The following is a 25,842-nucleotide window of genomic DNA, read 5'->3' on the forward strand; positions in this document are numbered from 1 at the left end:
TGTACGCGCTTTTAGATAGCAAATGCATGCTTTCCAATTTTTTTGACGACATTTCTAGTGAAAATCCACTGGCTTGTTGCTGTCTCAGGATTATAGAAGTAAAGAGATTTTATATTATTCTCATTTACAAGGGCATCTTCTACTGCTTTAATTGCTTCTTCACCTGCAGGTTTATTGATTGCACCATTTTGGACCGGCTGGAATGCGTTTCTTTGATAAATGACTTCTTTTACAGTATCAGGAAATTGTTCATGTTCCACTCGGTTCAGTACGACTTCTGCAACAGCAACCTTTCCTTCATATGGCTCGCCTTTTGCTTCCGCATGGACCAGGCGGGCAAGCAGTCTCACTTCTTCTTCCTTGATGAAGCGTTTGTCTGTAACCGAAGATTCCTTCGTATCAACATCTACCTTTTTGGCTGTCAAAGTCTCAGCCGGCTTGGTCGTTTTTGTTGATTCTGCATAAACTGTATATGAACCAATTACTAATGTAAGGATTGAAACTAGCATAAGAATTTTTTTCATTGTAAACCTCCTGTTTTGTATTAGACTGAACAGGCCCTATATTAGGCTAACAGGTTTACAATCATACCACACTAGTTAATCACTGGGTGAATTTTAAACTTCATACCAACACGGGTAAAAACTGTATTTATTATTACGTAATAAGATGTATTCGTAACCTTTGTTACAAAATTAAAACATCATTAGTTCGAATGAGGCCTCCGTTTATACAGTAAAAAGTGTTCTCAAATTTTTAAGGATATGGATTCTAGCTGTCAGGATAAATAAGTCTGAATGATGATATTCAACATAATCATCTATGATCACCAGCCCTTTCCAAAACCGCTCCACCAGCAATACTGTATATTTTTCATCCCACTCAAACATGTTTATTCTCGCGAGCTCCTCAGCGAGCTGGTTAAATTTATACTCCTCCACCCAGAGCTTCACCTGGTACAGCTTATCATGATTCAGAATCAACCCTGATTTGCTGTCAGAACATTTCTGGACAAACTCCGCAAAACCCTTGATATTCTCCGCCAGCAGGTTGGCTTTCTGCATTTCGAAATTCATTTACACCAACTCCTTCTATAAAACAAATATGTTTTAAGAGGGATTTTTAAAACTCCATCATTCTAAATGGATATTTATGTTAAAATGAACATATGGGGTGATTCTTAATGAAATCCAATTTTCAAACAAGGAGAATCCAAAAGAAGTATCAGGAGAAAATCAGTAAAAAAGCAGAAAAAAATCGCTCCTCTTTATGGATCAATATTATTGCTCTTGTTGTCATTGTCATTTTTATCTTAAATCTGTACATTGATTGGTTATAGACGGAAGGAGGAATAAATATGCTGTGGTTAGCTTTGCTGTCCCCGTTAATTGTTTTGGTTCCCCTGGCTATTTATATGGATAAAAAGAAAGGAACCGGTGACCCGAAACTCGATTCTGAAAACCATCGAATCGAACAAGATCAAGCCTTGCATGACAAGTCTTTCATTTTCCCAGGCGGAAATGGACCCACTGAAGGTCAGTAATATAAAAAAGCATCGACTTTTTCGATGCTTTTTAATCTATATATTCAGCCATTTTCTTAAGCAGCTCGTCCGAATCCTCTGCGGTTACAAAATCACCATTGACCATAGCATACGGAGACACTCTGCATTCCTTGCACCTGCTCTGGCATTCAAATTCCTTATGCTCTACATTTTTGCGGCTCATGAATTCATTATAGTCGGCAAAGTTCTCTTCCGGTAAAAACTGCTCCAGATTACGCTGGCAGAATTCAACCTTCACCTTCTTTTTTTTTGAAAAAAGCTTCTGGATTACATTCATTTATGAGGCTTCCTTTACTGAAAAAGTCCGCTGTAAAAAGCGATCCAAAACGATATTGCCAAAAGGAATGAACGCAACTGCAAACGCACTCACAACCCATAAAATGGACCATCTGACCTTGAAGGTCGTATAAGCAATTGTAAGCACATATAGAACAAACAAGAAACCGTGCAAAGAACCTGCGAACCGAACAGCCTCAGGAAAACCAGCCCAATACTTAAGCGGCATCGCAATGAACACAAGCAGCAGCAATGATCCACCCTCAAGCAAACCCATCATACGAAAACGACTAATAGCCGTATTTTGCATACTCAACACCTACTTCCTAACCAAGAAATTATAACATTTTTTATCAATGACTAGAAATACTAAATTCTAGCATATAACCACCTATTAAAATATGCTAGGTATAGGGGTGATATGAAATGATAATCCATGAACGGGATCATGAATTTGTGATGGTGGCGCAGCATGATCATGCCCTTGTATCCCGGGATGCTGCACAATCTTGGAGAGATGATTATTTTTTCGGAATAGACAAGAAAGATTCGGTTGTACTTGCCGTACGAGAACATGATCGCTGCTGGATTGATCCCGATAAAGAACCATTATGGAACGAACATACCAAGCAGCCCTACTCCTTTATGGATTACCCGGGTAGTCCGAAGCTTGCCTTTTACAAAGAAGGAATCGATGAAGTTATACAGATGGACCCATATGCCGGCCTTCTGTGCAGCCTCCACTACGCTTCATTTTTGAAGGAGGCAACAAGCACGATCGGGAAGGATTTTTGGGTCGCGGAAAAACAAAGACAGCAGAAGTTATTGAAGGAATTAGGGATTGCTAATGACAAAACCCTCTCCTTCCATTTAAATCTATTAAAATTCTGCGACAACCTGTCATTGTATATTTGCCTGAATGACCCTGGAACGCCAAAAGAAAAAGAACACTATTTTTACCAAAATGGCTTTCCGCAGAAATTTACTTTTGCTGATCATCAAACCATCCATGCAAAATGGTTAGACCAGGAAACCGTGTCACTGTCGAATTCCCCCTTTAAAAAAGAGCTTAATGTCACTCTGCCTTATAAAACAGTTGATAAGGACCAGATTATAGAAAGAGGATTGGCTTCTGCTTATCGAAACAGCCCGATTTTATATAGAGAAGTAACATTCCTTTAACCGTACAGAATAACTCGCTGTGCGGCTTTCCTATACTATTTTTCAGCATTGTAAAGAGAATTTCAAACAACTGTAACCTCATCTACAAAAACCTGAAATGAAGTTATGGGATAATGACCACTTCTGGTAAAAAGGAAAGTTCAGCCCGGGTGGTGTAAAAATGAAAAAAAAGAGAGACAAAAGAGTAAGGTGGGGAAGAGTTTTCAGCGCCCTGCTGCTCCTAGGAATTTTCATGGTTGGTCTTTTTACCGTATTTCAGTACATAGAAGGAACGTTTAAAGCAATCAATCAACCATTTCAAAAGGCAGAAGCAGATTCCTTTCAAGGAGAGGAAAACACGACAGAGGAAGTGAATGTTCTGTTATTGGGCAGCGACTCACGCGGAGAAGAAGGTGCGCGAACCGATTCAATCATGGTCGCCCATTACAACCCACAAACGCATAAGGTAAAACTGATCTCCCTTATGCGCGATATGTATGTGAATATCCCAGAACACGGACAGCAAAAATTGAATGCTGCCTATTCCTTTGGCGGCCCCGAATTGCTCAGGGAAACGATCAAAATGAATTTAGGCCTGGACATCCACCATTATGCGATAATCGACTTTAAGGGCTTTGTTAAAGCAGTCGACCTCCTCGTGCCCAATGGAATTGAAGTAGAAATCCCATACGAAATGTCCGAAGGAATCGGAATGACATTGGAGGAAGGAACCCAACAACTGAATGGCGAAGAACTGCTAGGCTACGTCCGCTTCCGCCAGGACCGACTTAGTGACTTCGGACGAGTCCAAAGACAGCAGGAAGTCGTATCCAAATTAAAAGAAGAAGCCGTATCCCTAAACAGTGTAGCCAAGCTCCCCGAACTGTTAGACCTGTTAAGTACATACGTCGATACCAATATCGAAACACCCACAATCCTGACCATCGGAAAAGACATACTCACCAATGAAACCGGGGACATACAAACCCTTCGCCTTCCTGCAGATGGCAGCTTTGAGAATGAAACTTATGAAGGGATTGGTGAAGTTTTGGAGGTGGATTTGGAGCAGAATAAATACGAATTGGAGAAGTTTTTAAAAGAAGATAACTAGTTACAAAGAAGCATAGGGAACTATGCTTCTTCTTTGCTTATTGGCTTGAGATTTTAAATGACGAAGCACTATTGAAAAAAGAACATCCTAAGAGTTCTTTTTTAAATCCATTATGAAGGCTTTTACGATAATTCCATCATTCATCGGCTCAAAATCCAGTTCAGGAAGGCGTTCAAAGCCCATATTTTCATACAGCGATAATGCTTTTTTCATGAAAGAAGCTGTGTGCAGGCCGATATATGAGTTACTATCTTCTTTCGAGACTTGTATACAATGTTCAACTAATGCTTTCCCAATGCCTTTGCCACGAATCATAGGTTTAACAGAAAGCATACGTATCTCGGGGTAGTTCTGTATATTTTCGTTCCACTCATAAGCTTGAATGGATGGTGGAAACAAAACAATACTGCCTACTATTTGACAGTCCAGTTCAGCTGTATATATTTCAGCATTATTTTTTATATCATTATCGGAAAGAAGCGTGTTTTTTAATACTGCCCAATGCTCTCTTGAAACTAATTGTTCATACTGTTGATAACTCTCCAATCTTAGATTCCTTACAGTTTCAATTTCTCCGTATTTCATTTCTCTGATTTTCAAATCATCCTTCTCCTTTAATACCTAAGTTAACTATATCTATACAACGAATCCTATTCTTTCTGTTGGAATCTTTGGATGCCCTTTTGTCATTTTGGATTTGATTATACTTTTCTAATGTACTGATCCTAATATTTATAAGTATTATTGATAATCTACTTTTATTCATTTTATCTAAATTGGCACTGTTAAATTTATGACTCGCATTGTTATAGTCTACCAAAAGTATTACCGTCTCACTTGTTCATAAAGAGATCCTGAAGCTGAAATTTGTACTCACTAGGTGCTTTTTCGCTTGAACGATAGATTTCTGCTCTTATTCCTTTTCTCCCTTTGATTGTGACCTGTTTTTTGGTAACATTAATACTTCCTAAAATATAGGGAACATTAAATGTTTCAAAGACCCCGAGAGGAATCACACGCTCTTCTCCAGTTGCCTTTTGGGAAATGTGCAACTCATAACTCGCCTTTACATAGTTCCTAATGATAGTTTCTCTTGATACTTTATATTGTATTCTCACCTTGTATTCCTCATTTTCTTTTGAGAAATAGATAAGTGGTGTATCCAGTTTTTGCCTTAGAATATACTCAATTGCTCTTTCAATTTTGTCCTTTTCTAAGTGGTCAAAATCTGCAATGTATCTTAGTGCTACAACTAAACTATCTAATAGTAATTGCTCTTTCATCTCTTGGGATGATTGTTTAAAAATTGTGTAATCTATTATTCCATGAGTGTACTGAAACCAGTCTTCTTCACTAGTGGAAATATCAAGAGCTTCTTCTAATGAATTTACTAATTCGATATAAATTTCCTTATAACCAGGTAAACAGATATCATACCTGCGGAGAACATCAGAAAAGATTGTTGCATACATATTCTTATAAAAGTAAAAATCCTCATCATCATTAAATCGATTTCGATCGCTAAGAATACGAACACCAATAAGTTTAGTATCTAAAGGTCTCGGATTCTCTCTGAAATTTTCAATTACCCTTAATTTGTGATTCATTCGATTTTGTATCGTAATCTGCTTTTTGTTTTTTTCCATATGTTCAAGTGCTTCTTTGGTTTGTGGAGCAACTTTAGCGGCTATACTCATATCTCTCAAGAGTCCTTCAACATTAAATTCATACTCTTTCTTAGAAGGGGCATGTACTATCCGAGGAATAGCTGCTTGTATCAAACCTAGTGCAAGTTGAAACGTTTCTATGGATAATTCCCCATTGTCTTCAAAATATGAGAGAATCTCTACCTCAGGATGAATTCCATAAGGCATAAGTACTTTTGCTTGCCGCTTAATAGGTGGGTTATTTAAATATTTAAATGATAAACTATTATATACATCACTATAGTTATTCATGCTTGTATGTTTGTTAAGGAATAACTCCAGAACCTCCAAAGTTCTGTTTGATGCACTTTTATCTTTGTAATCATGAAAATATATATCAATTCGCAATACTTATACCCCATTCTACTTTTTTCGATTAAGACTTTTAATTTCATATTATATGTGTTTAAAGCCATACTGCAAGTTACAATTTAATTTCGCAGAAGCAAAAGGCCGTACCTTATGTTTTAAACAGAAAAAGGAGTTTTACATTGCAAGTTGCGCAAGAATCAGTTTTCACAAAAAACCGCCCAGAATACTGAGCGGTGACTAATTTATGAATTTTGACGGGGCTCCGTTGAACCCCCGCATGACGTGCTACCCAGGTCACAGGCTGTTTTAAAGTTTGCTGGTTTCTGCTTTAAAGAGCCTTATCATCAACTGTATTCAAATAAGCTTCAATCTCATCAATAACAGATTTCACACAACCATCTTCAAATGGAGAAATTAAGTTCGCTTCTTTGACTAGCTCCGTGAATGACTGGCTTCCACCCTGCTTACAAAGGTGCAGATAATCTTTCCAAGCATCTTCTGTATTTTCCTGCGTACGTTTCCAGAATTGCAGAGCACAAATTTGAGCTAGTGTATAATCAATATAATAGAATGGAACCTTGTAAATATGTCCCTGCTGCTGCCAGAAACCGCCGTTTTCCAAGAAGTCATTTCCTTCATAATCGCGATGTGGCAGGTACTTCTTCTCGACTTCTCTCCATGCTTGCTTGCGCTCAGCTGGGGTTGCCTCAGGGTTGGCATACACAAAATGCTGGAATTCATCGACTGCTACACCATAAGGAATAAACAGGACCGCTTCACTTAAATGAGAGAACTTGTACTTATCCGTATCTTCCTCGAAGAAAAGCTCCATCCAAGGCCAAGCAAAGAATTCCATACTCATCGAGTGGATTTCACACGCTTCCAGTGTAGGGAATCCGTACTCAGGCACTTCAAACACACGACTTTCAAATACTTGGAACGCATGTCCTACTTCATGCTTTAATACACGAACATCGCCTTTTGTTCCATTAAAGTTTGCAAAAATGTATGGTGACTTATGTTTGCTAATATAGGTGCAGTATCCACCGCCAGCCTTACCTGCTTTACTTAATAGGTCCATAAGGTTGTTTTCTACCATATAAGTGTAAAACTCATTCGTTTCAGGAGACATTTCCTCGTACATTTTCTTCGCTTGATGTACAATCCACTCCGCATCTCCTTTTGGATCAGGATTTCCTGTCTTAAAGCTGAAGCTGTCATCGTAGTATTTAAATGTATCTACACCAATTCGTTCCTGCTGTCTTTGTTTCAGTTTCGTAGCTAAAGGGACGATGTACTCTTTCACCTGGTCACGAAACTTTGCTACCATTTCAGCATCATAATCAGTACGAGAAAGCCGGGCATAGGCTAACTCTGTAAAAGAAGAGAATCCTAGCTTCTTAGCAATACGAGTACGTACTTTTACAAGCTTGTCGTATAAATCATCTAATTGATCGGCATGCTCAACGAAAAAGCTGTACTTCGCTTCATTTGATTCCTTCCTAATGGTACGATCAGGCGATTGGTGATAAGGAACTAACTGAGCAAGATTTTTTACTTCTCCATCAAACGGGATTTTAGCTGAAGCAAGTAAATCAACATACTCACTAACGAGCTTGTTTTCTTCCTGCATGTCTTTCAACACATCAGGAGAGAACGTCTTTAATTGACTGTCAGCTAATAAGAATAATTGTTTACCCCACTTTTCTTCTAACTGAGAGCGGAATTTAGAACCTGTAAGTGCCTCGTAATATTTTGTGATCAGACCCTTGTATGCTGGTCCTACTTCATTGAAAAAATCCTTTTCTTTCTTATAAAACTCATCCGTTGTATCAATCGTCTGACGGATTTGAACAATCTGCCTCATGCTTTCAAACTCTGAGCGTAACTCATTGATTTCTTTCATTACTCCGTCCTGAACCTCAAAGGACTCAGCAGATTGGAACCTCTCGAGTAATTGGTTAAAGTTCTCCTCCACCTCTTCAATATTTGGCCTTGTATATGGATAATCGTTAAACTGCATGGAAGAATCCCCCTTATGTAGTAAAAATATCGTATAAAGTACCTATTTCGACAAAGTGAGACAATCTCCTTTTAATTTCAGAAAAAAATTTCGTTATTCGAAATATAATTTCTGCCGTATTCTTAAGAGAAGCACAGGCACGTTAAAATATATCCTATAATTTCCACCTTTGTTATAATAATCAAGTAAGATCTGCTACATACTTTTAAGGGGGAAACTTTATCATGAATAGCACTGCATACAGAGATATCTTTGATAAATGCAAAACCAATCAAGGATATTTCGGTGATTTTAGGACTTCTGGAGATGATTATTTTATTTCTCCAGTAATCGATTCAATACCAGGTCCGACAATTCAATATGCTGGGAAAGAAAAAGTGATGTGGGCAACCAATGACTATTTAGGTCTTGCCAATCATCCAGATATCCGAAATGTTTCCATTGAAACAGCTGCCGAATGGGGAGTTAGCGGTCCAATGGGTTGCCGAATGGTTAGTGGCAATACGCGAGAGCATGAAGCGTTAGAAAAAGAACTTGCTGCTTTTGCGGATAAAGAAGCATCTATTCTCTTTAATTTCGGCTATTTAGGTATTATTGGCACTATTAGTTCCCTTGTCGGAAAAGATGATGTAATCATCATGGACAAATTATGTCATGCTTCTATTGTTGATGCGGCAAAACTTTCAGTATCGAATCCTAGAAACATCCGAGTATTTCGACATAATGACATGAATAGTTTGGAAAAACTATTAAAAACAGTCAATAAAACACGCAAAGGCGGTATTTTGATCTTAACAGAAGGTGTATTCAGTATGACTGGGGATCTTGCGAAACTCGATCAAATTTGCAAACTCAAAGAACAATACGGGGCAAGATTGTTCGTTGATGATGCACACGGCTTTGGTGTTATAGGAAAAACGGGAAAAGGGGCTGCTGAACATTTTGGTGTTCAGGATAAAGTCGATATTTATTTAGCCACTTTTGCGAAGGCTTTTACAGCAATAGGCGGGTTTGCAGCAGCTAGTCAAGAAGTTATCGACTGGATTCGTTACAATGCGAGAACGCAAATTTTCGCCAAAAGTCTTCCGATGATTTATGTAAAAAGTCTTCGAAAAACATTAGAAATCGTCAAAGCAGGAGACGAGAACCGTAATAGATTGTTTGAAGTATCGATGAAATTGACAGAAGGACTTAAAAATCTTGGATATTTTGTGGCCGATACGGAATCACCGATTCTCTCTGTTTATGTTCCTGGAGGCGATCTTTCTATCGGTCTTCCTTGGATAAAATTTTTAAGAGAAAACGGAGTGTTTTTGCAGGCTGTCATGTACCCTGTGATTCCAAAAGGAATGTTGATGTTCCGAATCATCCCAACCGCTGCTCATAGTGATGAACAAATTAACTTTACGGTAGATGTATTCCGTAAACTCCGCGATCACCAAAAGATGCAACTAGATATCAATTTAAAAGATGTGGATCGTATTTATTCTAATTCGTAACAATAAAAGAAACTAAAAAATGCTTCTCTTTTATGAGAAGCATTCAGACTGTATACAACTGCCACAAAAATCCGTTATAGCTTTGAGAATTATAAATGGCCCCCTAGAGGGCACCCGGTAACAAAAATTCACTATATACAAATTAATCTTTACGAACTGAACTTAATGTCCATAAAACCTTTGATTTAATTGAATTGGCGGGACCGCCTGGGAATCGAACCCAGCTAACCTGGCACGCAGGTCACAAGCGGTTTTGAAGACCGTGGGGGACACCAGTACCCCATTCAGCCCCGTTTTGAGAACAAGGTCTATTATACTTACAAGCTGCCGATTTTACAAGTGTGTTACTCAAATTGTCACAAGACTTGTCTTCCCTTGACCGCTGATACTATAATAAGAAAAGATATTAGAAATGCGTGGGTGAAGGGTAATGTATCAGCTTGAAGGTTGGTTTTTGTTATTTATATTGTTTTGGGTCGTTGTTTTAGTAGGTTTATTCGCGATTGGCGGATTCTTCATGTTCCGCAAGTTTTTGAAAAAGCTTCCGAAGAACGATGGCAAATCGGATATGGACTGGGAAGAGTACTATGTGAATCAAACGAGGCATTTATGGCCGGATGACCAGAAGGCATTGCTCGAGGATTTGGTGAGTCCGGTACCTGAATTGTTCAGGGATGTGGCCAGGCATAAGATTGCCGGCAAAATTGGCGAGCTTGCGTTGAAGGAAAAAGCCGACAGGATCACTCAGGAGCTTGTTATCCGGGGCTATATTCTGGCAACACCAAAGCGTGACCATAAATTTTTACGAAAGCGGCTTGCTGAAAAACAGATCAGCACCGCACCATATGAGAGTTTGTTCTAAAACTGCCTTTGGTTAAAGGCAGTTTTTTTTAATACTAGCCTGCCTTCTTTTTCCGCTTTTTGAAGAGCTTGAAGACATCGTCATTTTTCGTGAGGATGATGACTTTGTCTTTGTATGGCTTCATCAGTTTGATCGCCTCTACTAGATTTTTCCCGTCATAGTGATGGTTCCACTTTAACAAATCCATTAGTGTCTTAAGATTCTCTTTTCGCGGAGAAGAAGCCAGTTTCACCTTTCTTAGTACAAACCTTTTCAGGATTCTCCAGTCACGCACATAGACATTCGTCTTGAGCACGAATATATAATCTGCCTGGCGAAAGCTTTCTTCAAGCCAGCTATGATAGACTCCCTCGATGATCCATTTTTCCTGCGACACCACTCTCGCCAGTTTTTCCGCCCTTTTTACAGGAGGAGTTTGTGAACCAAAATACTCGGACTCGTGATCCCAAAAGAAGTTGTCCAAGTCATGCTTAGGAAGAACCAGCATTTTAGAGAGTTTTGCCGCTATGTATGATTTCCCGCTTCCGGGACCGCCAATTATATGTATTTTCGTCACTGTACTTCCACCCTGTTAATTAATCTTTATCGAGGTCATTATCAAAAACAGAAGGCGACCGCTCATCCTTGATACCGAAATGGTTTTTGATTGCAGCGAAGTCTTTTAAAATGATTCTAGTATTCAGCCAGGCTCCAATTGCCGCGAAAAAGGCAACGGCCAGAATGACAATTAACCAAATATTGATTACTATCAAAATACTCACCTCTCAAGCAATTTTACCACAATCTAACAGGCATCCGGGATAAAAAAATGATAGAATTCCTTAGGGAGGTTATTTCTATGAGTGAAGTTTTATTTTGGATCATTTATTATTTGTTGTTAATGACTATTTTTGTCAGGGCTATTTATAGTGTGATAAAGAAAAAACAAATTCCTCTTGCTATGATTGCAATCCTCGTCATTATTTCGGTGCCAATGGTCAGCCTCATGAATAGTATCGGAAGGCCTTTGGAGATGAACGAATTCGAATTTCTGGCGAGGGAGTTCAAGCAAGGAGCATTATGGGCCATTTTCACCATTGCGGGTTATCTCTACCTGCTTGTTTGGTTCATACTTTCGTTAAAAAAATAACGAGTTTCAGATGCTGAAACTCGTTCCTCATTTCCTAAATCCTCTTCGCCTGCCATAAGCGCCGTTCCGCATAGCCTTTGCCTCAAAAACATTCCCGACGATCAATAAAACGACTCCAATTGCGATTAAACTAAACATGACCGTTGGAGAAATGGTCGCAATATATCCCATCCCCTTCATAAACATCGGTACAAGGAAAACGGCAAGACCTGCGGTTTTCAGCATAATGGCATAAACCTTCAATGACATCCCTACTCCTCCTGACTGAATCGAGTGGTTTTATCATTGTATTCAAGCAGCCTTGCCACAATTCACAAAAAATTCAATATTTTTAATTCGGTAAAATAGTATGATTATCATGACTAATTATTGAAGAGGATGATGCACATGGCTTTTAAAGAACGGACTGAACCTATTATTTTATCTAAACTGAGAATCTTGAATAAAAGACTTGAGTTATCAGACGAGGAAAAAAGGTATTTTTCATATCTTGATAAGGGATATAAAGGCGAATTACAATTCGATGCTATGACGGAAAAACTGACAAGCAGCTGTTTGATCCTGAACGAGTTGCTGCTCGAAGTAGAAAGAACAACTTTTCAAATCGATACTCTAATCATATTTTCCGGCACATTTTATCTATTTGAGATAAAGACAAACCAGGGTGATTACCTCTACAAACAAGAAGGTCTAACCTCAAAAACAACTGGAGTAACAATCAAGAATCCCCTCGACCAACTCAACCGAACCAAGCTGCTTTTCAAGAAACTATTAAATCAATTAGGCTACAATCATAAAATCGAAGCTTCAGTCGTTTTTGTAAACCCCGAGTTCACTCTGTATCACGCACATCCAGACCTCCCATTCATTTTCCCTACGCAGATTAATCGACTCCACGACAACCTCAACAACCAGCCGGGAAACGTTTCCACCAACCATTATAAACTCGCAGCCAAACTAGTCTCCCTCCACAAGATTGACTCATCCCACAATAAACTACCTGCCTTTCATTACGATGAATTGAAGAAGGGTATTACCTGTTCGGAGTGTGAGTCTTTTGAGGTGACCGCCACTCATAAGTTTCTTGTGTGTGATGTTTGTGGAAGTAAAGAATCATTGGAATCAGCTGTAATGCGAACAGTGAAGGAGTTTAGATTAATTTCCCCAGAAACAGCAATTACTACTTCAGCGATCCAGGAATTTTGTGTGGTGATTAAGGATGGTAAAAGGATTAGAAGATTACTTACAAAACATCTTACAATAGACGGATCCAGGAAATGGACAAAATATAGATAGAGTACACTGCATTAGGCTGAGCATAGTGAAATCTCATATATCAGTCCTGGTTGTCCGATAGAGCACTTCTATCGGACACTTTTCTTTCTTCGCGCCTTCCGTTTGGCCGATAGAGCACTTCTATCGGACACTTTTCTCGCTTCATCCCTTCCGTTTGTCCGATAGAGCATTTCTATCGGACACTTTTCTTTCTTCGCGCCTTCCGTTTGTCCGATAGAGCCCTTCTATCGGACACTTTTCTTGCTTCGCGCCTTCCGTTTGGCCGATAGAGCACTTCTATCGGACACTTTTCTCGCTCCATCCCTTCCGTTTGGCCGATAGAGCCCTTCTATCGGACACTTTTCTTTCTTCGCGCCTTCCGTTTGGCCGATAGAGCCCTTCTATCGGACACTTTTCTCGCTTCATCCCTTCCGTTTGGCCGATAGAGCTCTTCTATCGGACACTTTTCTTGCTTCATCCCTCCCGTTTGGCCGATAGAGCCCTTCTATCGGACACTTTTCCTCGTTCATGGCCTCTGTTTGCCCGATAGAGCTTTCCAGTAGCCGTCATAACTGCGAAGACCACCGCTCCGTTCTCAAAAAAAGAAAACTCACAAAAAAAACAACCGGCCCCACCTGCGCCGGTTGCTGCGATAGCCACACTTGCTATCCTGCCTAGTATCTATTTTAATGGAGTAAAATAAAGTTCATTGCCGTTATTTGTTAAGACATTTTAAACAATTGTTAAAGCAGATAGAAGTGGGCACATACCAATAAGAAATTTATGATGACTTTGTAAACCATCGCCAACACTCCTTATATTGAGAGTACCTTACATTTATACTTTAACACACTATTGTAAAGATGAATTAAAAGAAATACGGCTATTTTGTAAACTTTTTACCGTATTTTCTATTAATATGTAGATAAGTTAGAGGATACCAGTTTCATCGCTGCAGCCAGGTCGACATCATCTTCCAGATGTCTCGGTGACCATGGAATATAAATATGGGGTTCAATCCCCACTCCTGTCATGCCCCGACCATGATCAATTCTGGACAAACGCGAGGTCGGATACCATAGTTCATAGCCCTCTTCCCAACGGTGGATTGCCAGGTTCGCATAATCGTTCAACCCTGCAGTGGGTCTTCCAATTACGGTGATTTTACTGGATTTCTTGCAAGTTTCAACAAACGAGTCCCCGGCACTGCCACAATAAACATCGGTCATTACAATAATGGATTTAGGCACGGACTTTCCCTTAACAAAAGTATCAGGAATAAATTCACTAAAATCGAATTCGACAAAACCTTTACCGCTATTCCGATCCCATTCCCGCTGCCATGCTCTCAAGAAAACCAATGTCTGTTCATCCCGTACGCCTTTCATCTGCTCCTCTACCATTGCAAGCTGCCTGTCTGAGTTGGCTCCGGTACAGTTGAAAAGCATTTTTTCATCCGGGTCCGCCAGCTCCACTCCTTCTTCCGGCATCAAATATGGCAGAAGGTTAAAATAACTTGCGTCACCTCCGCCATAATTCACTCTTACATCAATTATCCAATTTTCAATAGACTCAAGGAGGTCTTTATTCTCTTCGATCATCTTTATAATCGAATCTGGATCCGCAAAATCCGTTATCGTCATCAAAAGAGTCTTATCATTCAAGGGCTCTACAGAATATACGGGCTGATACTCATCCTTTGGATAAAAACGAAACCGTATCTCCTGCCCGGCATCCGTTTCACCATACTCATAAAGCGCAAGAATTGGCGCCCATTTTTCCCGTTCGGCATGGCTCTCATTCAACAGCTTCGCATGCCGCTCCCTTAGCTCCGGAATGGACCACCCGCCAATCGCTGTGAATGCCATACCTTTTTCAAGACGCTCCTCTGATCCGACCTCGGTGACATAAAGCCTCTCCTCATACCGTCTTACCTTAAACCCTCTATCTTTCCCGACATTTTTCTCAGCATCCGTTTCTGTAAAATAGATATGATTATCTCTGAAGTCAAGTAAGTATTCATTTACAACACTAGCAAAATTATCACCTTGAATCTCCCCCAAAAAATGCTCAGGCCGGTCCCAGCCTTCCTTGTCCTTCCATCCTGCGTAGTCATTGTGCATAATATGGACAATTTCTTTAAAAATAGCTTCCATACTACCCCTCCTGCTTACATTTAAAAACGCTTATGTCATACTCCTCTTCTGGAAAATCGCCGACAAATTCGAAGCCATTCTCACTGTAAAAGTCTTTTAATTTAGCACTTCCTGCCCAACAATCTAGATACAGTTCTTCTCCTAGCCGCCGGGCATATTCGCCTGCCCAGCATGTAATCACAGAGCCATATCCCTTTCCCTGATACTCCGGTTGAATGGCAATTTGATACAGATACTTTCCGCTCTTTCCTACATGCCAATCATTCAAAACTTTCATTCCGAATGTAGCAATAACATTCCCTCCAACTGTTCCCACGTACAAAAAACCTAGCTGATCCACAAGCTTTTCCTCATTCCAGGGATAGGACCACTGGTTGATCCCTTTATCAAGTAAAGCCAATGACACGGAATTTAATATAGACAGTATTTCCTTAACATCCTCTGGCTTTGCTGGCCGAATTTCCATCCGGTTGTCATTCCCCTCGCTTCGTACTGGAAATCATCAATACCAGCGGAATTCTCATCCTGCGTTCGTACTCTTCCAGGCTGGAAAAGTTCTCCCGCCTCGGGATTCCTTCTCTCAAATCCTTAACCATGAAACCGGCAGCCAATAAAAGCTGGAAGTACTCCTCGACTGTCCGATGGTATTTTATTACCTTTTTCCCAATCCACGGTTCGACCCGTTCGCCCTGCTTAAAATAGTCATCCACTACCCAATCAATTCTTCTGCCCGAGCCTTCTGCACTTTTCGTCGAGGAGGTAAGAACCGGATGCTGAACGCTGAAGATGAACTTCCCGCCAGGCACTAGTGAATCATGAACCTTTTTAAAGATGCTCGATAAATCAGCTAAATAATGGAGAGCAAAACGTGAAACGACAAGATCAGATTCCTCTGGCTGCGGTTGCCATTCTTCCATTGAAGAGTGTATTACCCGGCCAATAGTTCCTTCCAGACTTTCAGCTGCAGCCAGCACCATATTCTGCGAGCCTTCCACTCCTAGATAAGAAGCTCCGCCTCGTTGTAATAGCTCAACCCCAATTTCCGCATCACCGCATCCTAAATCCAGAATTCTCTTTCCAGTTGCATTTCCTATCATCTCTAGCAAAATAGGCTTTTCAATGATATTGTTTGGACTTTCCGGCCTGTTTCTCCGCTTCATATAACTCTCGTAAAATTCCCCTTCGTCATAAACAGAGGCACCTCTGAACTCCATCCTATCCCCTCCGCATCCTAATAAATGCTATTTTCACATTTCATTTTTACAGCTTCCGAACTACTCTTTGCTTCCACGTTTGGAAAGGTATTGGCTCTTTTCGAGAGAAAACGTTTAAACTGGGATTGCATTAAAACTTGTAAAAAACCCAAGTGCCGGTTTTTACTTTTGCTTATGCAAGCAATAAAGTTTCGAAAAGAGCCCTAAAGAAAGACAAATCCTTAATATATTACCATATATCTTAAGCTTTAATAGGAATATATATTTCTACTTCCTCCACGTCATTTTCCGCTGGATGGTAGGTTTCTAAGATGAAATTTTCCAAAGTATCCCGCGAGTAGCCCTGTTCATCAATCCATTGATCCAGCGTTGAATATAAACTGCCCATCTCTGTCCCTTTTCCTCTAATCATTCCATATGTATGCTGTATATCAAGAAATTCCGCTCCTTCGGGTAAGGTATCCGCCTCACTTGCCAATACCCCTACATAGAAAGTTCCCTCAGTATGGCTCTCACTCGCTTTAGGCTCGTACACCGCAACCTCGGTTCCCGCTAAATTTGACGCTCTCTGTAAAAATTGATGTGCTGCCTTCGGGATTAACTCAGCATAATCTTTGTAAAGCCCTGTGTGTTTCTCAGCAATGATTTTAAATTCTTTTTTCACAACCTGGCACATAATATAGTCTCCTAAAAAAATTCATATAAACCTTCTTCAAAATATTGGAATTCTTCATCCGTAACTCTGTAACGAGTATATCCTTCATAAAACGCAGCCAACAATTCAGGATTGTTTCTTATCTTTCGAGTAGCCAAAGCCTCATCATAACGTGGATCGCCAAGGGTCATACCAGCTACGTCAATGAACACCCTGACTTCCCCTTCAATCACCAGCACATTATCTGATGTGCAATCTCCGTGGACCATAGTTTGTTTTACATAATTGGGTTTATTGGCGATCAACTGTTCCAGCAATTCCAGGCTGCCATCTGCTTGACCTGATTCAGCGTATTTACGAGCTCTATTCAGCTGGGTTTCCAGCCAGTCAGAATCTGTCATGAATACAGGCTCTTGTTCATGAAGCTGCATCATAAACTGGCCAAAACTGCGGATTAGTCTCTGCTGTTCACAGCTTGATCCGGCATTTTTTAATGCAGCAGTCAGAGAGATTCCTTTCTCAAACGACATCAGCAAATGGCTTGCATGCTCATCTTCCATGAATCCATATAATCTTGGTACCGGTATTGATCTCTGTAATGACAAACTCTCAAGAACCTCCGCCTCGGACTTTAGCCACTCTCGATATTTTTCCTTAAAGGCACTTTTCAGGAGGTAAGTCCCGTCTCCGGTGAAAATCCGGCTAACTTCAGAAGTGCAACCTTGATCAGGAAGCTTAACAATCTTTTTTATCTCACCTAGAACATCCTTAAAGAATGCCTGACTATTCCTCATTTCCATGTTTGTTCCCCCAAACCTTTGCCATCCGGCAACAAAATAACCCCTTCCTTGCAAACTTACAAACTAAAATACTCCTTTATCTGCTGTGCCGCTTCAGCTGCGTTTAAATGCGTGTTATTTATTCGAATATAATTCTCTCTATCTATCTCACCTGCATATGAATTCAGGCGGTATTGGTCCATCGACTTTACCAGGTCCTGCTCCGACCATTGCAGATTTCGTTTTGATGGCTTATGCTGGAGCCGATGAGGGCTATTATTACGTTCGAGTCTTTCATCCACATTCGCTTCCAATTCCACAAAATACACCGTTCCGCCCTCTGACTCGAATATCTTGCATACTTGATTTACATAACCCCAGTCTTCCTGCATATCAAATGCCCAGACATATGTAAAGACCAAGCCATATTGGTCGCTTTTTGCCATTGACTTAAAAACTTCCTGGCGAAAGAGTCCGACTAATCGCTTCCCTTCCTTTGTCCCGTAGTCAAAAAAAGGATTAACCAGATCAATCGTCATATGATTATGAAAAAGCTTTAAATCAGTTATCTTTTCAAGTTCATGCCCTACCGTCATTTTACCGACAGCCTGGGGCCCAAAAATTAAAACAAATTTCATGTTTCCTCCTTCACAAGCTTCTCTTTATAATGTGGGCTTAACTCACTCCACACGTCGAACTTATTTCCGTCGGGGTCACTAAAAACAAAATTCCTGCCTGCATGGCCTCTGTTTTCAATCTCACCGACTTTGATTCCACGTTCCATAAACTCATTATGTAAATTTGCCAGAGACTCGAGACCATACACTTCATAGGTTAGAATGAACCTTTCCTCCCCATTAATGTCCGTAAAGTTTAAACTCTGCCCCTGAGACTTCACCAAAAACAGACTGATATCAGCCAGGTCCATAATCGCCTTGTCTTCATCCAGATAATTCAGCTTAGCCTTAAGCATATCTCGATACCAATTCGACGATTCCTTTGGATCCGCTACCGGTATATAAATTGTTCCTACCCTGATTAATTGGTTTCTCATTCGCCTCACCTCAGTATATAGATTCTCTACATTCTGGTATTCACCTTCTTATTTGTCTATATTTTCCTTTAGAATATATAAAGCACTCCCTAATTTGGGAGTGCTTCTTGTCGGTCCTTCTTGTCGGTCCTTCTTCACTCTTTATCTTTCCCCTTTATTTTCTCCCTGAGATCTTCTAACTCCTCGATGGATAGTCCGCCAAGCGCCTTTGAGATTTCGTCTTCAATCTCTTTTCTGTTTCTTTCACGGTATTGGTCCCACCACTCCCGGAGTCCTTCTGTGTTGTTGAGCAAATATTCAATATCAATGACCTCGACTTCATCATCGGATATATAGTTAAGCACAGCTGCCAACATATGGTTTAATCGTTCCACTTCATCTTTTGGTCCGGCCTGGTGCGTCACTTTTTCTTGCTGTTCATTTTCCTTTTCCTCTGAGTGATCTGCGGCTTTTCTTGGCAAAGGTCTCACCTGCTTTTTACTCTTTTAAATGCATTATTCCCTCCAGCGCAGTTTTTATAGAAAAAGATTGCCATGCATAAATTATCCTCTATGTTACATTTTAATGATGAGGTGGTACTCGTGCGAAAAAACCAAAAGAATATATCCGTAGGATTTCTTTATACTTTAACAATCATAGGCATTTTCCTTTTACCCTTTGCGATTGTAAAACGTTCATTCAAGGATTGGGTTATCGTTTATCTTGTCAGTATTTTAGGCAACTCGATGGCAGATCGATACCTTGTTTCAAGAGGTTATCTGAAATACAATATCCGGCCTTTCAAAAAAAGCTTCAAGATCCATTTACCTTTTGACTATGTCCATTACCCTTTAATGCTTCTTTATTACAATCAATGGACACTCAATAGCAAGCCGCTGGGGATTATCCTAAAACTATTTCCCTTTCTCCTCCCGCAAGTATTAGTCGAAACATTCGCGGCCAGGAAAACAAATTTAATTACTTGGAAAAGGGGATGGAGCTGGCAGCACTCCTTTATCAGCTTAGCCATTAAAATGTTAGTGTGCCGAGGCATCATTTCAACCATCCGTATGATCAACAGGGATGACCTTTCCGTGGATTAGTACACAAAAAAGACCAAATCTAAAATTGATTTGGTCTTTTAAACGAATAAATCATGATCGATGTCTTGTAAAACCTAGATAACGCGTTCCCTGGAAAGTCAGTTCTCCATAATCCCCTTCAACCAAATGGCCATACTCCTGACCGTCAACCTGCAGCTCCAGCCGGTCTCCACTATCGAATTCAAACGTCACATAATATAGGCTGCGGGCATTCGTTTCTCCCCCGCCGCGCACGCTCGTTCTTTTCGTCACTACTTGAGCGTTAGAATTCACACGTGGTGCCTGATTGTTTTTACTCCAGCTCCCTATGCTTTTAATGATTGTAAAAATTATGATTCCCATTACTAAAATAAAGATTGTTCCCATAAAAATCGGGACAAAAGTAAACATCCAATCCCCTTGTGCTTCTACCATCATGATAATCTTCCCCCTGTATTCATCTATATTAATTATCTACGATTGAGGACGATATCAGGTTTCAAATACTTCCATTTTTTACACTTCAAAGGCAACTGTGTCCATGAGTTCCACATCTATATTGGCAGGATCGGACCATTTATGAAAGGCTTCCAAATGCCATTTTTCCGTTAATCTCAGGTAGCCATTAGCTTCAATCCATTGATGCAGCTCGGTATACGCCTGCCTGATTTCACCGTTAGCACCTCTGTGTCTTAAAACGGCGTACATTTGACCAGGTATGGTTAGGCCAACCATGTCTTCGGGAATCCCTTCATATTCTGAAACCTCAACACATACCCAATATCCGTCTTGCTCATTTGAACTATGTTCGACCACAAAAGCTCCATACTGAAAACCCGGATTTACTACATTGGCAATTTCACCCGTACGCTCACTCAACCACTTTGAAGCTTTCGGAATCTCGATGACATATTGGTCACCTGGACACAACACCCGGAACCCCACCAACTTCAATCCTGGTAACTGTTTTACTTCTGGCATATTTGACTCCCCCTTTTTTAACACTATACGCGAGCTGCCTGTCAAATCCATTTAAACATCAAGATGATATATAAACATTTCTCCCTCTCTTCCCATTGCAGTAATGCCCTTGTCCACGAAGCCGCCTTTCTTATAAACATTCTGTGCAACTACATTTGCATGATTTACAGCCAATATGATTTCATTTACATTTGGAAAATGCTTCTTAACAAAGGGGCCCAATAGCGTAATAGACTGTGATGCAATACCTTTCCCCTGATACTCTGCATTTATTGAGTAAGCACGTAATAAAATTGCTTCTTTATTTTCGCTATAAGCTTTAACACCTTCCCATCCATGGAGGACAAAGAATCCTGCAGGCTGACGCCCATACAATATGATCATTGGGTGCCTGTCTGGCTCAGAATCGCATTTTTCCAATGCATCGACCGGAAGTGCTGTATACCTTTGCTGCTCCTCAGACAAATTGTAATTCGACAGCAGCGCTTTATATTCTGGCTGGTAAAAGACCAAAGATACGATTTCTTTTTCAACAATTGACATCATGATCTCTCCTAAAATGAATCACCAGTAATTTAAGTGTTTTTTATCGCAACCTTGCCCTCTTTGTTCTCTTCGTGATTCCATGTAACCTGGATCTCGAACGTTCCCTCCCGAAAAAAAAATGGAAACCTTCTTCTGATGGATTCCTGCATAGGGAGGTGATAGGCCTCTTCCATGTTGACCCAAACCGCTCTTCCTTCCGGCCCGTTCTCCAGCAGCTCACCCTTAAAATCACTGGTTATATAGTTAAAAATCATATAACGGTCCATTGCTACAGGATTTACATATTCATATAGACCCTTATACTTTAAATTCCAAACTTCCAGACCTGTTTCCTCTTTTACCTCCCTAACAGCACTTTCCATGATACTTTCGGGAAAATCGACTTTGCCACCCGGAGGAATAAAGCCTTTAAAATGATCATGCTGTCGGTCGATCAGTAAAACTTTGTCTCCATTTTGAATCATACACACAGTCCATAGCTTATAGTTAATGTGATCGTTCATCTCTTCTCCTCTTTAGTTAATTCCTTTTCCAATACAATCTTCAGATTCCCGTGCCGGTCGATATATGTCTCTCTAATGTCAAAACCGCTTTTGATGTTTAAAATTAACATACCGCGCCATTTATTCAATGTCTTTGTTTGAACTGTTTTGTAGCCTTCGTTTTCCAAATAGCGATGTTGAATGTTCATTAACTTAGAAGCCACACCTAAATGGCGATAATCCGGGTCTACTCCGCCAAGCCAGCTGTAAAACTTTTCATTCGTGAGTTCATACCCTATTTTGTAACCAATCACTTTGGAGCCTTCAAAAGCTACACTGAACAGAAGATGAGGCTTATTCTGTATTTTTTCTATAACTCCATCAGATGTACCGAATATAACTCTGTGGACATCTAAAATACCTTCTAAAACTCCGTTCTCAGGAATGCAGCAGTATACTTCAAAATCTATTTTTCAAGTGCTCATCCTCCTAGCCATGCTTGCCCATTCCCCATTTAAATGATTGCTGCATATACTCTTTAATAGGCTGAAACCCTTTATCTATAAAATAAGGAGAGATCAAGTTGTACATTAGACAGAATGCGGCGCAAAGTTTGCCGGTTCCTTCACTCTGGGGGATTGACGCGGAGATTGCCGGGAAACCGATTGTCAGAGGGACAATCACAATCAATTCCCTCTCAGGGAATACCTTGACTGGAACCGCTAATTTTCGGGGGAGTCCTATCCCGATCCAGGGAACTTGGGATGAAAATGCAAAAACAATCCAATTCGATTCACCTTATGCTTCGTTTGCTGGCCAATTGACGATATATGATGATCCAGGTATCAATGTCCGCCATTTGGTGTTAAGCGGCAAGTTTCTAATGAAACCTCCATCCCTGCAAGCCGGTGAATCGGGCAGCTGGATTGCTACCACTGATATAGCGTTGACCGGTCCGCCAATCAACACAGAAGCTATTCCGCCTGTAGGTGTTTTTTTAACATCCGATCTCCTTTATTACACCGGAAGGAGAAATTCCAGGGGATTTTACAGATGAATTTACGGTACTAATCTTCAGATGTCCAAAATCTGAAGATTTGTGCTTCTTTATTTGGACAAACCACACTGCTTGCTTACGATTCCAAAAATAAATTTAATTTTCTTATCGTTCTTCATCATGGTTTTTATACCTTCCTTGGAATCGAGAATGATCACTGACTTCCGGAACCAGATTCTTATATAAGCTGAGTGAAAATATACAGGCCCCTTAATCCCCTTTTCCTGATATTCATCCCCGTTCTCCATTTCAAATTCTGTTCTGACAAGCCAGGTATTTCCGATACCGATTTCAATATATTTTGTTGGAAACAATTCAGCCATTTTTTCCTAAGACGACATTTATTCTCTCATTCATTTCCTTTTCTTCTATGTACTCAAAATATCCTATGCGATTTCCCCAGGGATCGGAAAATGTTGCCCATTTTACTGGGACTTCTTCTCTCGAAAAAATTTCAAATGACTCGATATTTATTTCATTGATCAACCTGGACCTTTCGACTTCAATTGATTTAACACCTAAACGCAGCGGGCCGCTTCCTTCTGCTGGCGTTCCCTCTGCTACCTGCAGCCAGCAACCGGGTATCAATTCCCACTCGGCAAAGCCATTATGCGGTGTAAAATCAGGTTCTTTTTTCAATAGAGATTTATACCATTTTAGGCCTTTATCAAAATCAGAAACTCGTACCTGGTATGTCATTTCAACAAACACTCCATCAGCCCCCTTCTTAACCTTCTAGTGTAATATCATCTATCCACGCCAGACTCCAGTACTGAAATAACTTGTTCGATTAAGCTAGCTTCTTTCTCAAATAATTCAGCTAAAAAAAGCAGCTGGGGAAAAGGTTCGAGGCTCAGTCCTAAGTTAATCTTTTGACTTAACATAACCTTGCCTCCCTGTTCAATAAACTTTTCCAACGTGATTTTCTGCTTACATATAAGTGAGATGTCCTCTCGTGATAACAGCAGAAGACCACTTGTTTCGGAAGACGGTACAGGAGCCGTATTTGAATAGGCCAGATACATTGCTGTTGAAGCAGTTGGACCTGCCCCTTTTACCAGTATTGGCGCTATATTTTCAGATGATTGTATTTTAATAGCTGTGTCATTCCATTCTTTTTTGAAAAAAGTGACCGGGGAATTGACAAGCTTGATTTTCATGGAAGATTCTTCGAAAACTTCGCGTATTGCTGTCTCCTGGGCACTTTCTCCTTTTTCCCGATGACCACCAAGCCTGACCACGCCAAGCTTGTCCCCTTTTCGTGTTGGTCCCACCTGAAAAGGAAATAATCCTTTATACATGATATAAGCCCCGGATGTGCGGACATGTTTCGTCTGCATTGGATATCCCTCCACTTTTCATAAAAGTTTTCTACATTTACACTGTATTTTCCTTCTTTTAGAAAATATTGTTCTCTTGAAGATGGTTAATATATAAAAATAAGCTGCTCGAAAGCAGCTCTTTTTAAGCTTTGTATCCAAGTATCCAATCCAGTCTGTTCATTTTAAGTTGATCTGGCACATGCCGTAAAATTTGATTTCTGACTACAATCGCCGCAGGGTTTTCAAGTTGCATCATTATTGCCATCATTCTTGAGCCCTGAATAATTTTGGTGACGCGCGGTATTCTCTCTTGCTCATATCGACTGTATGCTTCCTCAACTTCTTGAGGATATTGCTTGAGATAGCGTGCGAGAATTATAGCATCCTCCATCGCCTGGGCTCCGCCTTGCCCCAGGTTCGGCAGCATGGGATGAGCTGCATCTCCCAACAGAGTCACTCTTCCTTTATGCCATTTTTTGAGTGGCTTGCGATCAAAAATTTCATGGACAAGGATGTTCTCCTCTTTTGTAGAATCAATGACATCTGTAATTGGGCCCCACCAACCTTTGAATTGCTGCAAAGCGAGATGTCTTTTATTTTCCTCCTTCACGAGTGTCCCTTTAGGCGTGTTGATTGCAGCGAACCAAAACACACGACCTTTTCCTAAATGTGAAAAACCAAATCTCTTCCCTTTTCCCCAGGCCTCGAAGCCTCCGCCCAGTTCGGCCGGAAAACGGGCATCTTCATAATTTGAAATTCCTTTGACAGCAGTGAAGCCTGAATAGCGCAGCTTCGATTCCTCCATAATATACTGCCTTACTCGGGAATGTACTCCATCCGCTCCAATGAGAAGGCCTGAATTTAGTGTTTCGCCATCCTCAAAAAAGCTTGTGATTTTTTCAAGGTCCTGTTCCAGTCGTAAAAACTTTTTTCCAAGCACTAGTGTATTAGGCTCTAACTTTTCATATAAAATTCTTTGTAATTCAGGACGGTATAGTAAATAGCTGTACGTCCCATATCTTTCTGCCTGCATGTGAACCGGCATATTGACAATAAGTTGTCCATCAGGCGTCATAATTTCTGCTTTTTTTACTGGCGAGCCAGCCTGGCGCACCTGTTCCGCTATCCCGAGTTTTTCCAATGCCTTGATTGCGTTGGCAGACAACACAATACCCGCACCCATCTCCTTTAGTTCCGAAGCTCTCTCAAAAACTTTCACATTTTGGCCAAGCTGCTGCAAGGCTATAGCCGCGGATAGTCCGCCGATACCAGCACCGATAATCGTTGTATCTGGATGGTTTATTGAATTGACCATTTGCAACCTGCCCCCTTCTGTGAGATTTCTTTGAGGTTTCCACCTTCCGTTTAGCCGATAGAGTCCTTCTATCGGACATTTTTCTCGGATTCCACCCTCCGTTTAGCCGATAGAGTCTTTCTATCGGACACTTTTCTCGGTTTCTCCCTTCCGTTTGGCCGATAGAGCCCTTCTATCGGACACTTTTCTCGGTTTCCACCTTCTGTTTGGCCAATAGAGCCCTTCTATCGGACACTTTTCTCGGTTTCCGCAGTCTGTTTGGCCAATAGAGCCCTTCTATCGGACACTTTTCTCGGTTTCCG

The 25,842-nt window shown here is 40.6% G+C and carries 37 protein-coding genes and 1 tRNA gene; 10 read left to right on the top strand and 28 right to left on the bottom strand.

Features of this window, described 5'->3' with window-relative positions; genetic code table 11:
- Positions 1-11: 11 nt before the first annotated feature.
- Positions 12-524 (bottom strand): cell wall hydrolase, encoded by a 513-nt coding sequence (locus J7E37_RS02845; protein ID WP_214784002.1) that lies wholly within the window; start codon positions 522-524, stop codon positions 12-14.
- Positions 525-728: 204 nt separating this feature from the next.
- Positions 729-1,076, bottom strand: a complete 348-nt coding sequence (locus J7E37_RS02850; protein ID WP_215022358.1) for a hypothetical protein — start codon at positions 1,074-1,076, stop codon at positions 729-731.
- A 107-nt stretch (positions 1,077-1,183) separates the two neighbouring features.
- Between J7E37_RS02850 and J7E37_RS02855 the strand changes: the two genes are divergently transcribed.
- Positions 1,184-1,339 (top strand): hypothetical protein, encoded by a 156-nt coding sequence (locus J7E37_RS02855; protein ID WP_214784008.1) that lies wholly within the window; start codon positions 1,184-1,186, stop codon positions 1,337-1,339.
- Positions 1,340-1,357: 18 nt separating this feature from the next.
- Positions 1,358-1,543 carry a hypothetical protein gene (locus tag J7E37_RS02860; protein WP_215022361.1) on the top strand — a complete coding sequence of 62 codons (186 nt, stop codon included), beginning with the start codon at positions 1,358-1,360 and terminating at the stop codon, positions 1,541-1,543.
- A 31-nt stretch (positions 1,544-1,574) separates the two neighbouring features.
- Here the strand turns inward: J7E37_RS02860 and J7E37_RS02865 are convergent, their stop codons facing one another.
- Together J7E37_RS02865 and J7E37_RS02870 are read right to left on the bottom strand one after the other, a co-directional pair.
- A complete protein-coding gene (locus J7E37_RS02865) occupies positions 1,575-1,841 on the bottom strand; it encodes a DUF1450 domain-containing protein (RefSeq protein ID WP_215022363.1) in 267 nt (88 codons plus the stop codon).
- Entirely contained in the window at positions 1,842-2,150 is a 309-nt protein-coding gene (locus J7E37_RS02870) for a DUF3817 domain-containing protein (RefSeq protein WP_214784058.1), read from the bottom strand.
- Between the two features lie 116 nt (positions 2,151-2,266).
- Here J7E37_RS02870 and J7E37_RS02875 point away from each other — a divergent pair, with 116 nt between their 5' ends.
- On the top strand, positions 2,267-3,022 hold the full coding sequence (locus J7E37_RS02875) for a DUF3891 family protein (RefSeq protein ID WP_215022365.1): 756 nt from the start codon (positions 2,267-2,269) through the stop codon (positions 3,020-3,022).
- A gap of 160 nt (positions 3,023-3,182) precedes the next feature.
- Positions 3,183-4,112 carry an LCP family protein gene (locus J7E37_RS02880; RefSeq protein ID WP_215022367.1) on the top strand — a complete coding sequence of 310 codons (930 nt, stop codon included), beginning with the start codon at positions 3,183-3,185 and terminating at the stop codon, positions 4,110-4,112.
- An 87-nt stretch (positions 4,113-4,199) separates the two neighbouring features.
- Here J7E37_RS02880 and J7E37_RS02885 read toward each other — a convergent pair whose 3' ends face one another.
- The 3 genes from J7E37_RS02885 to J7E37_RS02895 form a co-directional block, all read right to left on the bottom strand.
- A complete protein-coding gene (locus J7E37_RS02885; protein WP_251009421.1) occupies positions 4,200-4,712 on the bottom strand; it encodes a GNAT family N-acetyltransferase in 513 nt (170 codons plus the stop codon).
- 233 nt (positions 4,713-4,945) lie between these two features.
- The gene (locus J7E37_RS02890) at positions 4,946-6,166 is read right to left on the bottom strand and encodes a hypothetical protein (protein WP_215022369.1); all 1,221 of its coding nucleotides are present in this window, start codon (positions 6,164-6,166) and stop codon (positions 4,946-4,948) included.
- A 292-nt stretch (positions 6,167-6,458) separates the two neighbouring features.
- Complete coding sequence (locus tag J7E37_RS02895) at positions 6,459-8,153, bottom strand: M3 family oligoendopeptidase (protein ID WP_215022371.1); 1,695 nt, start codon at positions 8,151-8,153, stop codon at positions 6,459-6,461.
- A gap of 224 nt (positions 8,154-8,377) precedes the next feature.
- Here J7E37_RS02895 and J7E37_RS02900 point away from each other — a divergent pair, with 224 nt between their 5' ends.
- Positions 8,378-9,652 (top strand): aminotransferase class I/II-fold pyridoxal phosphate-dependent enzyme, encoded by a 1,275-nt coding sequence (locus J7E37_RS02900; protein WP_215022373.1) that lies wholly within the window; start codon positions 8,378-8,380, stop codon positions 9,650-9,652.
- 195 nt (positions 9,653-9,847) lie between these two features.
- Here J7E37_RS02900 and J7E37_RS02905 read toward each other — a convergent pair.
- A tRNA-Sec gene (locus J7E37_RS02905) sits at positions 9,848-9,944 on the bottom strand.
- A gap of 138 nt (positions 9,945-10,082) precedes the next feature.
- Here J7E37_RS02905 and J7E37_RS02910 point away from each other — a divergent pair.
- Positions 10,083-10,514: a DUF2621 domain-containing protein gene (locus tag J7E37_RS02910; RefSeq protein ID WP_214784640.1), complete on the top strand. Its 432-nt coding sequence runs from the start codon at positions 10,083-10,085 to the stop codon at positions 10,512-10,514.
- Between the two features lie 34 nt (positions 10,515-10,548).
- On the opposite strand, the gene J7E37_RS02915 is transcribed toward J7E37_RS02910, so the two are convergent.
- Both J7E37_RS02915 and J7E37_RS02920 read right to left on the bottom strand, forming a co-directional pair.
- On the bottom strand, positions 10,549-11,070 hold the full coding sequence (locus J7E37_RS02915; protein WP_215022375.1) for a P-loop NTPase family protein: 522 nt from the start codon (positions 11,068-11,070) through the stop codon (positions 10,549-10,551).
- A gap of 19 nt (positions 11,071-11,089) precedes the next feature.
- The gene (locus J7E37_RS02920; protein WP_215022377.1) at positions 11,090-11,266 is read right to left on the bottom strand and encodes a hypothetical protein; all 177 of its coding nucleotides are present in this window, start codon (positions 11,264-11,266) and stop codon (positions 11,090-11,092) included.
- An 86-nt stretch (positions 11,267-11,352) separates the two neighbouring features.
- Here J7E37_RS02920 and J7E37_RS02925 point away from each other — a divergent pair, with 86 nt between their 5' ends.
- Positions 11,353-11,643 (top strand): hypothetical protein, encoded by a 291-nt coding sequence (locus tag J7E37_RS02925; RefSeq protein ID WP_214784631.1) that lies wholly within the window; start codon positions 11,353-11,355, stop codon positions 11,641-11,643.
- Between the two features lie 27 nt (positions 11,644-11,670).
- Here the strand turns inward: J7E37_RS02925 and J7E37_RS02930 are convergent, their stop codons facing one another.
- On the bottom strand, positions 11,671-11,892 hold the full coding sequence (locus J7E37_RS02930) for a hypothetical protein (RefSeq protein WP_215022379.1): 222 nt from the start codon (positions 11,890-11,892) through the stop codon (positions 11,671-11,673).
- Between the two features lie 138 nt (positions 11,893-12,030).
- Here J7E37_RS02930 and J7E37_RS02935 point away from each other — a divergent pair, with 138 nt between their 5' ends.
- A complete protein-coding gene (locus tag J7E37_RS02935; protein WP_215022382.1) occupies positions 12,031-12,939 on the top strand; it encodes a nuclease-related domain-containing protein in 909 nt (302 codons plus the stop codon).
- Between the two features lie 893 nt (positions 12,940-13,832).
- On the opposite strand, the gene J7E37_RS02940 is transcribed toward J7E37_RS02935, so the two are convergent.
- From J7E37_RS02940 to J7E37_RS02975, 8 genes are all read right to left on the bottom strand, one after another.
- On the bottom strand, positions 13,833-15,074 hold the full coding sequence (locus tag J7E37_RS02940) for a S41 family peptidase (protein WP_215022384.1): 1,242 nt from the start codon (positions 15,072-15,074) through the stop codon (positions 13,833-13,835).
- A gap of 1 nt (position 15,075) precedes the next feature.
- Positions 15,076-15,540: a GNAT family N-acetyltransferase gene (locus J7E37_RS02945; protein ID WP_215022386.1), complete on the bottom strand. Its 465-nt coding sequence runs from the start codon at positions 15,538-15,540 to the stop codon at positions 15,076-15,078.
- 7 nt (positions 15,541-15,547) lie between these two features.
- Complete coding sequence (locus tag J7E37_RS02950) at positions 15,548-16,288, bottom strand: class I SAM-dependent DNA methyltransferase (protein ID WP_214776760.1); 741 nt, start codon at positions 16,286-16,288, stop codon at positions 15,548-15,550.
- Between the two features lie 241 nt (positions 16,289-16,529).
- Positions 16,530-16,964: a GyrI-like domain-containing protein gene (locus J7E37_RS02955; protein WP_214776762.1), complete on the bottom strand. Its 435-nt coding sequence runs from the start codon at positions 16,962-16,964 to the stop codon at positions 16,530-16,532.
- Positions 16,965-16,975: 11 nt separating this feature from the next.
- Positions 16,976-17,743, bottom strand: a complete 768-nt coding sequence (locus J7E37_RS02960) for a phosphotransferase family protein (RefSeq protein WP_214776764.1) — start codon at positions 17,741-17,743, stop codon at positions 16,976-16,978.
- Between the two features lie 56 nt (positions 17,744-17,799).
- Positions 17,800-18,360, bottom strand: coding sequence for a DEAD/DEAH box helicase family protein (locus J7E37_RS02965; RefSeq protein WP_215022388.1), 561 nt, complete (start codon positions 18,358-18,360; stop codon positions 17,800-17,802).
- On the bottom strand, positions 18,357-18,776 hold the full coding sequence (locus J7E37_RS02970) for a VOC family protein (RefSeq protein WP_215022390.1): 420 nt from the start codon (positions 18,774-18,776) through the stop codon (positions 18,357-18,359). The genes J7E37_RS02965 and J7E37_RS02970 overlap by 4 nt, the downstream gene beginning before the upstream one ends.
- A 134-nt stretch (positions 18,777-18,910) precedes the next feature.
- Positions 18,911-19,237, bottom strand: a complete 327-nt coding sequence (locus J7E37_RS02975; protein WP_214776767.1) for a hypothetical protein — start codon at positions 19,235-19,237, stop codon at positions 18,911-18,913.
- 120 nt (positions 19,238-19,357) lie between these two features.
- Between J7E37_RS02975 and J7E37_RS02980 the strand changes: the two genes are divergently transcribed.
- Positions 19,358-19,858, top strand: coding sequence for a CBO0543 family protein (locus J7E37_RS02980; protein ID WP_215022392.1), 501 nt, complete (start codon positions 19,358-19,360; stop codon positions 19,856-19,858).
- A gap of 51 nt (positions 19,859-19,909) precedes the next feature.
- On the opposite strand, the gene J7E37_RS02985 is transcribed toward J7E37_RS02980, so the two are convergent.
- From J7E37_RS02985 to J7E37_RS03005, 5 genes are all read right to left on the bottom strand, one after another.
- A complete protein-coding gene (locus J7E37_RS02985) occupies positions 19,910-20,275 on the bottom strand; it encodes a DUF2500 domain-containing protein (protein ID WP_215022394.1) in 366 nt (121 codons plus the stop codon).
- Between the two features lie 78 nt (positions 20,276-20,353).
- Complete coding sequence (locus tag J7E37_RS02990; protein WP_215022396.1) at positions 20,354-20,818, bottom strand: GyrI-like domain-containing protein; 465 nt, start codon at positions 20,816-20,818, stop codon at positions 20,354-20,356.
- 51 nt (positions 20,819-20,869) lie between these two features.
- Positions 20,870-21,361 (bottom strand): GNAT family N-acetyltransferase, encoded by a 492-nt coding sequence (locus J7E37_RS02995; RefSeq protein ID WP_251009422.1) that lies wholly within the window; start codon positions 21,359-21,361, stop codon positions 20,870-20,872.
- Positions 21,362-21,393: 32 nt separating this feature from the next.
- The gene (locus J7E37_RS03000; protein WP_215022398.1) at positions 21,394-21,867 is read right to left on the bottom strand and encodes an 8-oxo-dGTP diphosphatase; all 474 of its coding nucleotides are present in this window, start codon (positions 21,865-21,867) and stop codon (positions 21,394-21,396) included.
- Positions 21,864-22,316, bottom strand: a complete 453-nt coding sequence (locus J7E37_RS03005) for a GNAT family N-acetyltransferase (protein ID WP_353049984.1) — start codon at positions 22,314-22,316, stop codon at positions 21,864-21,866. Before J7E37_RS03005 ends, J7E37_RS03000 begins: the two co-directional genes overlap by 4 nt.
- Positions 22,317-22,429: 113 nt before the next feature.
- On the opposite strand from J7E37_RS03005, the gene J7E37_RS03010 reads away from it, so the two are divergent.
- A complete protein-coding gene (locus J7E37_RS03010) occupies positions 22,430-22,903 on the top strand; it encodes a hypothetical protein (RefSeq protein ID WP_215022400.1) in 474 nt (157 codons plus the stop codon).
- Positions 22,904-22,953: 50 nt separating this feature from the next.
- Here J7E37_RS03010 and J7E37_RS03015 read toward each other — a convergent pair whose 3' ends face one another.
- The 4 genes from J7E37_RS03015 to J7E37_RS03030 form a co-directional block, all read right to left on the bottom strand.
- On the bottom strand, positions 22,954-23,226 hold the full coding sequence (locus J7E37_RS03015) for a DUF3977 family protein (RefSeq protein WP_215022402.1): 273 nt from the start codon (positions 23,224-23,226) through the stop codon (positions 22,954-22,956).
- Positions 23,219-23,614 (bottom strand): VOC family protein, encoded by a 396-nt coding sequence (locus J7E37_RS03020; protein WP_214776775.1) that lies wholly within the window; start codon positions 23,612-23,614, stop codon positions 23,219-23,221. Before J7E37_RS03020 ends, J7E37_RS03015 begins: the two co-directional genes overlap by 8 nt.
- 35 nt (positions 23,615-23,649) lie before the next feature.
- Complete coding sequence (locus J7E37_RS03025) at positions 23,650-24,204, bottom strand: NUDIX hydrolase (RefSeq protein WP_251009423.1); 555 nt, start codon at positions 24,202-24,204, stop codon at positions 23,650-23,652.
- A 163-nt stretch (positions 24,205-24,367) separates the two neighbouring features.
- Positions 24,368-25,540, bottom strand: coding sequence for an FAD-dependent monooxygenase (locus tag J7E37_RS03030; protein WP_215022405.1), 1,173 nt, complete (start codon positions 25,538-25,540; stop codon positions 24,368-24,370).
- Between the last annotated feature and the right edge of the window lie 302 nt (positions 25,541-25,842).

It is taken from the genome of Bacillus sp. ISL-39, assembly GCF_018613295.1.
Taxonomy (GTDB): Bacteria; Bacillota; Bacilli; order Bacillales; family Cytobacillaceae; genus Mesobacillus.

Bases quoted from the DNA above. Each gene is read 5' to 3' on its own strand.
- J7E37_RS02850 (WP_215022358.1), bottom strand. From the start codon at position 1,076: ATGAATTTCGAAATGCAGAAAGCCAACCTGCTGGCGGAGAATATCAAG.
- J7E37_RS02930 (WP_215022379.1), bottom strand. From the start codon at position 11,892: ATGTCATTGAAGGTTTATGCCATTATGCTGAAAACCGCAGGTCTTGCC.
- J7E37_RS02845 (WP_214784002.1), bottom strand. From the start codon at position 524: ATGAAAAAAATTCTTATGCTAGTTTCAATCCTTACATTAGTAATTGGT.
- J7E37_RS02860 (WP_215022361.1), top strand. From the start codon at position 1,358: ATGCTGTGGTTAGCTTTGCTGTCCCCGTTAATTGTTTTGGTTCCCCTG.
- J7E37_RS02875 (WP_215022365.1), top strand. From the start codon at position 2,267: ATGATAATCCATGAACGGGATCATGAATTTGTGATGGTGGCGCAGCAT.
- J7E37_RS02940 (WP_215022384.1), bottom strand. From the start codon at position 15,074: ATGGAAGCTATTTTTAAAGAAATTGTCCATATTATGCACAATGACTAC.
- J7E37_RS02855 (WP_214784008.1), top strand. From the start codon at position 1,184: ATGAAATCCAATTTTCAAACAAGGAGAATCCAAAAGAAGTATCAGGAG.
- J7E37_RS02985 (WP_215022394.1), bottom strand. From the start codon at position 20,275: ATGATGGTAGAAGCACAAGGGGATTGGATGTTTACTTTTGTCCCGATT.
- J7E37_RS02925 (WP_214784631.1), top strand. From the start codon at position 11,353: ATGAGTGAAGTTTTATTTTGGATCATTTATTATTTGTTGTTAATGACT.
- J7E37_RS02945 (WP_215022386.1), bottom strand. From the start codon at position 15,540: ATGGAAATTCGGCCAGCAAAGCCAGAGGATGTTAAGGAAATACTGTCT.
- J7E37_RS03030 (WP_215022405.1), bottom strand. From the start codon at position 25,540: ATGGTCAATTCAATAAACCATCCAGATACAACGATTATCGGTGCTGGT.
- J7E37_RS02960 (WP_214776764.1), bottom strand. From the start codon at position 17,743: ATGGAAATGAGGAATAGTCAGGCATTCTTTAAGGATGTTCTAGGTGAG.
- J7E37_RS02965 (WP_215022388.1), bottom strand. From the start codon at position 18,360: ATGAAATTTGTTTTAATTTTTGGGCCCCAGGCTGTCGGTAAAATGACG.
- J7E37_RS02995 (WP_251009422.1), bottom strand. From the start codon at position 21,361: ATGTCAATTGTTGAAAAAGAAATCGTATCTTTGGTCTTTTACCAGCCA.
- J7E37_RS02970 (WP_215022390.1), bottom strand. From the start codon at position 18,776: ATGAGAAACCAATTAATCAGGGTAGGAACAATTTATATACCGGTAGCG.
- J7E37_RS02910 (WP_214784640.1), top strand. From the start codon at position 10,083: ATGTATCAGCTTGAAGGTTGGTTTTTGTTATTTATATTGTTTTGGGTC.
- J7E37_RS02955 (WP_214776762.1), bottom strand. From the start codon at position 16,964: ATGTGCCAGGTTGTGAAAAAAGAATTTAAAATCATTGCTGAGAAACAC.
- J7E37_RS03015 (WP_215022402.1), bottom strand. From the start codon at position 23,226: ATGGCTGAATTGTTTCCAACAAAATATATTGAAATCGGTATCGGAAAT.
- J7E37_RS02895 (WP_215022371.1), bottom strand. From the start codon at position 8,153: ATGCAGTTTAACGATTATCCATATACAAGGCCAAATATTGAAGAGGTG.
- J7E37_RS02880 (WP_215022367.1), top strand. From the start codon at position 3,183: ATGAAAAAAAAGAGAGACAAAAGAGTAAGGTGGGGAAGAGTTTTCAGC.
- J7E37_RS02935 (WP_215022382.1), top strand. From the start codon at position 12,031: ATGGCTTTTAAAGAACGGACTGAACCTATTATTTTATCTAAACTGAGA.
- J7E37_RS03000 (WP_215022398.1), bottom strand. From the start codon at position 21,867: ATGAACGATCACATTAACTATAAGCTATGGACTGTGTGTATGATTCAA.
- J7E37_RS02865 (WP_215022363.1), bottom strand. From the start codon at position 1,841: ATGAATGTAATCCAGAAGCTTTTTTCAAAAAAAAAGAAGGTGAAGGTT.
- J7E37_RS02870 (WP_214784058.1), bottom strand. From the start codon at position 2,150: ATGCAAAATACGGCTATTAGTCGTTTTCGTATGATGGGTTTGCTTGAG.
- J7E37_RS02990 (WP_215022396.1), bottom strand. From the start codon at position 20,818: ATGCCAGAAGTAAAACAGTTACCAGGATTGAAGTTGGTGGGGTTCCGG.
- J7E37_RS03025 (WP_251009423.1), bottom strand. From the start codon at position 24,204: ATGTATAAAGGATTATTTCCTTTTCAGGTGGGACCAACACGAAAAGGG.
- J7E37_RS02950 (WP_214776760.1), bottom strand. From the start codon at position 16,288: ATGGAGTTCAGAGGTGCCTCTGTTTATGACGAAGGGGAATTTTACGAG.
- J7E37_RS02900 (WP_215022373.1), top strand. From the start codon at position 8,378: ATGAATAGCACTGCATACAGAGATATCTTTGATAAATGCAAAACCAAT.